The sequence below is a fragment of the Alphaproteobacteria bacterium genome (assembly GCA_033762625.1).
Taxonomy (GTDB): Bacteria; Pseudomonadota; Alphaproteobacteria; order UBA9219; family RGZA01; genus RGZA01.
On sequence record JANRLI010000007.1, the window covers coordinates 273,600 to 279,800 of the forward strand.

5 protein-coding genes and 1 tRNA gene are annotated in these 6,201 nt (G+C 48.1%); all 6 read left to right on the plus strand.

Annotated features, from left to right (window positions below; all coding sequences use genetic code 11):
- Positions 1-7 precede the first annotated feature (7 nt).
- The 6 genes from metF to SFW65_05080 all read left to right on the plus strand — a co-directional run bounded on the left by metF (position 8) and on the right by SFW65_05080 (position 5,958).
- Positions 8-847, plus strand: coding sequence for a methylenetetrahydrofolate reductase [NAD(P)H] (metF, locus tag SFW65_05055; protein ID MDX1922477.1), 840 nt, complete (start codon positions 8-10; stop codon positions 845-847).
- Between the two features lies 1 nt (position 848).
- Positions 849-4,346, plus strand: coding sequence for a methionine synthase (metH, locus tag SFW65_05060; GenBank protein MDX1922478.1), 3,498 nt, complete (start codon positions 849-851; stop codon positions 4,344-4,346).
- A 2-nt stretch (positions 4,347-4,348) separates the two neighbouring features.
- Complete coding sequence (locus tag SFW65_05065) at positions 4,349-4,882, plus strand: DNA-binding protein (protein MDX1922479.1); 534 nt, start codon at positions 4,349-4,351, stop codon at positions 4,880-4,882.
- 15 nt (positions 4,883-4,897) lie between these two features.
- Entirely contained in the window at positions 4,898-5,233 is a 336-nt protein-coding gene (locus tag SFW65_05070) for a hypothetical protein (protein MDX1922480.1), read from the plus strand.
- Positions 5,234-5,264: 31 nt separating this feature from the next.
- Positions 5,265-5,354: transfer RNA gene (locus tag SFW65_05075), tRNA-Ser, on the plus strand.
- A 199-nt stretch (positions 5,355-5,553) separates the two neighbouring features.
- Positions 5,554-5,958, plus strand: a complete 405-nt coding sequence (locus tag SFW65_05080) for a hypothetical protein (protein ID MDX1922481.1) — start codon at positions 5,554-5,556, stop codon at positions 5,956-5,958.
- Positions 5,959-6,201 lie beyond the last annotated feature (243 nt).

Below are 6,201 nucleotides of genomic sequence, written 5' to 3' on the forward strand. Positions count from 1 at the left end.
GGTTTGAATGTCGAACGTGTCCCTCAGCTTTGAATTTTTTCCGCCCAAGACGGAAGCATTGCAAGATGCCTTGTTAAAGGTAGCGGGGGAGCTTGCGCCACTTAAACCATCCTTCGTGTCGGTAACATATGGCGCAGGCGGTACAACGCGCGGACGCACACACGCGTTGGTTGATCAGTTGCAAACCAAATTTGGATTGAAGGCTGCTGCGCATTTAACCTGCGTGGGTGCTACAAAGACCGAAGTTGATGGTATTGCCAAGGATTATTGGGCAAAAAACATCAAACATATCGTTGCGCTGCGCGGTGATGCGCCAGATATGAATGGCAAATATACGCCGCACCCTGAAGGCTATGCCTATTCCTGCGATTTAGTGGAAGGGTTAAAAAAGCTTGCGCCATTCGAAATCTCCGTTGCGGCTTATCCTGAAGTGCATCCGGATGCGGTGAGTGCGGATGCCGATTTGTTGTATTTAAAACGCAAGCAGGAAGCCGGCGCAACACGAGCCATTACGCAATTCTTTTTTGATAATGATGCATATTTGCGGTTCTGCGAACGCGCTAAAAAAATTGGCATTACGATACCTATTGTTCCTGGCTTGTTGCCTATCTCGAATTTTGAAAAGGCCGTTGAATTTGCCGGCAAATGCAATACATACGTACCGGATAGCCTTAAAAAGACATTTGCAGGACTTTTACCCAATAGTGATGAGTTTAAAGCTGCGGCGATTGCCACAGCGATTGAACAAGCCAACTACTTGCGCAAAAACGGCGTAACGCATTTTCATTATTATACGCTAAACCGCGCAGATTTGGTTATTCCCATTTGCAAAGCATTAGAAGGATAATATGGCCTCGCTTCTTGAGACATTAAAAGAACGTGTATTGCTGTGCGATGGCGCTATGGGCAGCCGTGTGCAATTGCTGGATCTTGATGTTGAAAAAGATTATTTGGGCAATGAAAACTGCACCGAAATTTTGAACCTTTCGCGCCCTGAACTGGTGGTTGAAATCCACAAGGGCTATCTCGCGGCTGGCGCGGATATGATCCTCACAAATTCGTTTGGCGGTTCGGCTGTAACGCTCGCCGAATTCGATTTGCAGGATAAAACCCATGAAATCAACAAACGTGCCGCTGAATTGGCGCGTGAAGCCATTTCACATTTCAAAGATCGCCCGCGTTTTGCGTTGGGTTCGATTGGCCCCGGCACAAAACTGTTGTCGCTTGGCCATATTGAATATGACGTAGCGGAAGATGCGTTTAAACGTCAAGCCGTTGGCCTGATTGAAGGCGGCGTGGATGCCATTTTAATTGAAACCTGCCAAGACCCGCTGCAAATCAAGGCGGCAGTGAATGGCGCAAAACTGGCGCGGGAGCAATTAAAAAAGCACGTCCCGATTTTTGTAACCGTAACAATTGAAGTGACGGGCACAATGCTGGTGGGCACAGATATTGCGGGCGCCGCAACGATTATTGAAAGCTTGGGCGTTGATCTGGTCGGCTTGAATTGCGCAACAGGCCCACGTGAAATGATGGATCATGTGCGCTGGCTGTCTGAAAACTGGCCACGCATGCTTGGCGTGCAACCTAATGCCGGATTGCCGGAATTGGTGGATGGTAAAACCCATTACCCGCTGGGCCCTTGTGATCTTGAACATTCACTGGAACGCTTCGTAACCGAATTCGGCATGAATTTTATCGGCGGTTGCTGTGGCACGAATGTGGAGCACATTGAACACCTTGATAAAATGCTGCGCCGTATTGCCGAAGATGGGGTACGCCCAAAGCCCAAGAAGCGTAACCCAACATGGACGCCAACCGTTGCATCATTGTACGGGCAGGTAAGTCTGCGTCAGGAAAATGCTTATCTCGCGATTGGGGAGCGTTGTAATGCCAATGGCAGCAAGCAATGGCGGATGTTGCAGGAAAAGAATGACTGGGATGGCTGCGTTAAAATGGCGCGTGAGCAGGTGCAGGAAGGTTCCAACGCGCTGGATGTGTGCACCGCATTTGTTGGCCGCGACGAAGTCTATGAAATGGGCGAAGTGATAAAGCGCTTTGCCGTTTCTATTCAGGCGCCACTGGTTGTTGATAGTACCGAATATAAGGTTTTAGAATCCTCGCTTAAACTTTATGGCGGCAAAGCCATTATTAACTCCATCAACTTCGAAGATGGTGAAGAGCCCGCACGCCAACGCTTGCGACTTGCTCGTAAGTTTGGTTGCTCGGTTATAGCGCTGACCATTGATGAAAAAGGCATGGCGAAGGAGCCACAACATAAGCTGGAAATCGCCAAGCGTTTATATGATATGGCCGTGAATGAATTTGGTCTGCCGCCGGAAGATTTATTGTTCGACCCGCTGACCTTCACCGTGGCAACGGGAAATGAGGACGACCGCAAGCTAGGGTTATGGACCTTGGAAGGCATCGAGCTGATTTCCAAGGCCATGCCAAAATGCCAGATTATATTGGGGTTATCGAATATTTCTTTCGGTCTTAATCCACCCGCGCGGCACGTTTTGAACTCCGTGATGCTGGATTTGGCCATGAAGCGCGGATTGACGGGCGCAATCGTGCACCATTCCAAAATCATGGCCTTGCACAAAATTCCGGAAGAAGAAGTGCGCATCGCCGAGGATTTGATTTTTGACCGCCGCAAGGATGGATATGATCCGCTGCATGCCTTCATGGCGCTATTTGCAAACCGCACGACTGCGGATGCGGTTAAGAAAAACCGCCCCGATACGGTTGAAGAATGTCTGAAACAACGTATTGTCGATGGCGACAGTATTGGATTAGAAGCCGATTTGGATGAGGCGCTAAAAAAATACAAGCCGCTTGAAATCATCAATACGCTGTTGCTGGACGGTATGAAGGTGGTAGGCGAATTGTTTGGCGCAGGCAAAATGCAATTGCCGTTTGTGCTGCAATCTGCCGAAACCATGAAAAAATCCGTCGCGTTCCTTGAGCCGTTTATGGAAAAAGTGGAAGGGCAGGAAAAAGGCGTGATGGTATTGGCCACGGTAAAGGGCGATGTGCACGATATTGGTAAAAATCTGGTGGACATCATCCTCACCAATAATGGCTATAAGGTAGTGAATTTGGGCATCAAACAGCCGATTGAAGCGATTTTGGATGCAGCCAAGGCGCATAACGCCAATGCAATTGGGATGTCCGGCTTGCTGGTGAAATCGACCGTGATTATGAAAGAAAATCTTGCCGAAATGTCAAAGCAGGGGCTTAGCATTCCGGTGATGCTTGGCGGCGCAGCACTTACACGTGGCTATGTGTATTCCGATTGCTCGGAAAGCTACACAACAGGGCAGGTGGCATACGCCAATGATGCATTCGACGGCCTTGGGCTGATGAACAAGGTGATGGATGGGACTTTTGGCGATTTTGTAGCAGCGGAAAAACAGCGCACGCGTCCGCGCCGTAAAGTTGCCGAAACGCCAACAGCCGAGGAAAGCATTTTTGCTGAAACCACCGACCCCGTTGCCGCACGTGAAAAGCGCGAGAAAATGGGGCAGGGGATTGTTGTGCCCAAACCGCCATTCTGGGGGCACAAGATTATTGATTATGTGCCCGCTGAAACGCTTATACCGTTTGTCAACGAGCGCTCATTATACATGCAGCAATGGGGCTTTAAGAAGCAGGGCAAACGCATTGAAGAGTATATGGAAGATGCAAAGCGCGAATACCGCCCTATATTAAAGCGCATATTGGAAGATGCAAACCATGATAAGGCATTAAATGCCACAGCATCTTATGGCTATTGGCCCGCTGCCGCCGAAGGTAATGATGTAGTGATTTTTGATGCACAGGATCATAACAAGGAAATCGTGCGCTTCACATTACCGCGCCGCAAACCCGAAGCCGACGGCACACCGGGCATTTGCATTGCGGATTTCTTTAAGGATATTGGTGCGGCAACGCGCGATGTTATTGGGTTGCAAATCGTGACGATGGGCGAGCGCGCATCGGAAGTTTCCAGAGAATGGTTCCAGCAAAACCGCTATCAGGATTATATGTTCCTGCATGGCCTTTCCGTCGAATGCACCGAAGGCATGGCAGAATATGTGCATGCCCGTATCCGCAGCGAATTGGGGTTCGGCCATGAAGATGCAACCGACATGGAAAAGCTGTTGCAACAGGGCTATCGCGGTAGCCGTTATTCATTTGGCTATGCCGCATGCCCACGTCTTGAAGATCAGGAACCGATTTTGAAATTGCTCCATGCCGAGGAAGTTGGCATTGCTTTGACGGATGAATTCATGCTCCACCCCGAACAAAGCACATCAGCGATTGTGGTGCATCATCCTGCGGCACGCTATTTCAACGTCTAGCCATGTTGCATAAATTGCCAATCATCGGGGTTATGGGCGCAAGCAAAGCGCGCCATGATGAATTGACGCAGCCATTAGGATCGGCGATTGCGAAGGCGGGTTATCATCTGCTCACTGGCGGCGGCACAGGAGTGATGGAGGCCGTTTCGCAAAGCTTTACGGCAACGCAGCCACGCAAAGGGTTATGTATTGGCGTTATCCCCATGAGTGGAGTGGGCGATGCCTATAAGGTTATGCCGGACTACCCAAACCCCTATGTGGAGCTGCCTATTCAATCGCATCTGGGGATTTATGATGGGCACGACCCGCAGCAAATCAGCCGGAATTATATCAATATCCTTACCAGTCATGTGGTGGTGATATGCCCCGGCAGCAAGGGCACGCGAAATGAATTATCGCTCGCGCAGCAGTTTAAAAAGCCGTTCATATTATTCGGGAATGAAGCGCAGTTCGCCGAATTTCCTTCGGGCTTACGACGAACAGATGATCTTCATCAGGTCATGCTGTATATTCAAAATAATCTATCGTTATCATAAAGGCAGCGTAAAACCATGAACGTATCACGGCGGCAGGTATTGGGCGGTTTAGGTGCAGCAACATTTTTGGCAGCATTTTCACCTGCGTATCTGGGCAGCGAAGTAGTGATGCATGGGTATTTGAAACCATACGGCATGATGGGTAAGTATGTGTTCAGCGCAACGCCATTCCATTGCCTTGAATGTTTCAGGGGTGATGAAACCACGCTGATGCTTGTCGATTTAAAGGGCACCGCGCCCCATGCAGGCAAAGTTCAATTAAAAGGCGTTTTACAGGCATTTTATGGTAAAACCGGCATGTTCGCAGCCAGGTTAAAAGACGCAAGATGCGTAAAAAACGCTTTCGTTTAGGTTGATTTATAGGTATCACTGCAAACGGATTGGATGGGTGGCCGAGCGGTTTAAGGCACCGGTCTTGAAAACCGGCGTGGGTGAAAGCTCACCGTGAGTTCGAATCTCACCCCATCCGCCACTTCTACCCATGCCCATTTGGGCATGGGTAGAAGTGATCGATGCGGGCGCAGTGGACGAATTCTTGTTCGACAATTTTCGGAAGTAAGCGAAGCGCACGCCCAGAAAATTGCAACTTTGCGAGCCGCGCGCGGCGTGGCAAAGTAATCTCACCATAAGTATGAAGATAAAATAACGCCAAATATAGATTTTAACTAAGTATGGCAAAATATAAAAAAATTCAATTAGACATTAATCAGCCATGCATATGTGGAAGTGAGAAGTCTATAGCTGCTTGTCATTTAGACACAGACGGGCGTTTAAGAAAGCCCTTACCAAATATAAACCCACCATCTCCGAATACTGGCTATGCGCATAATGGTTGCTATTTAAATCGCACTAAAGATTGTTCAGAAAAAATTTCAAAAGAGCATTATATATCCAGGTCCATAATAGACCAGTTAGGGAGCGTGATACGCATGTCCGGTGCGTCATGGCTACAGGCAGGAGAAACGCTCGATACAACTGTAGATAATCTCACAGCAAAAGTTTTATGCACGCGCCATAACTCAGCATTATCACCACTAGATGATGAAGCGGCACATTTTTTTTTCAGTTTTGACTGAATGCCTTACTGATTTAAATCGTAAAACACTTTCTCGTAAACCGCGCTTTCATTTGGTTAGCAGTGAAATTATGGAGCTGTGGCTATTAAAACTTGCTTGCGGTATTTATAATTCAGTTGCTACAAAAAATGGCGAGAAAATTAAAGAAAAGTTTTTTATTAATTTAGAAAAGGTAGAGAAAGCATTTTTTAAAGGACAGTGGGATGAAAAAGCAGGCATGTATTTTTTTGCCGATGTCGGAGC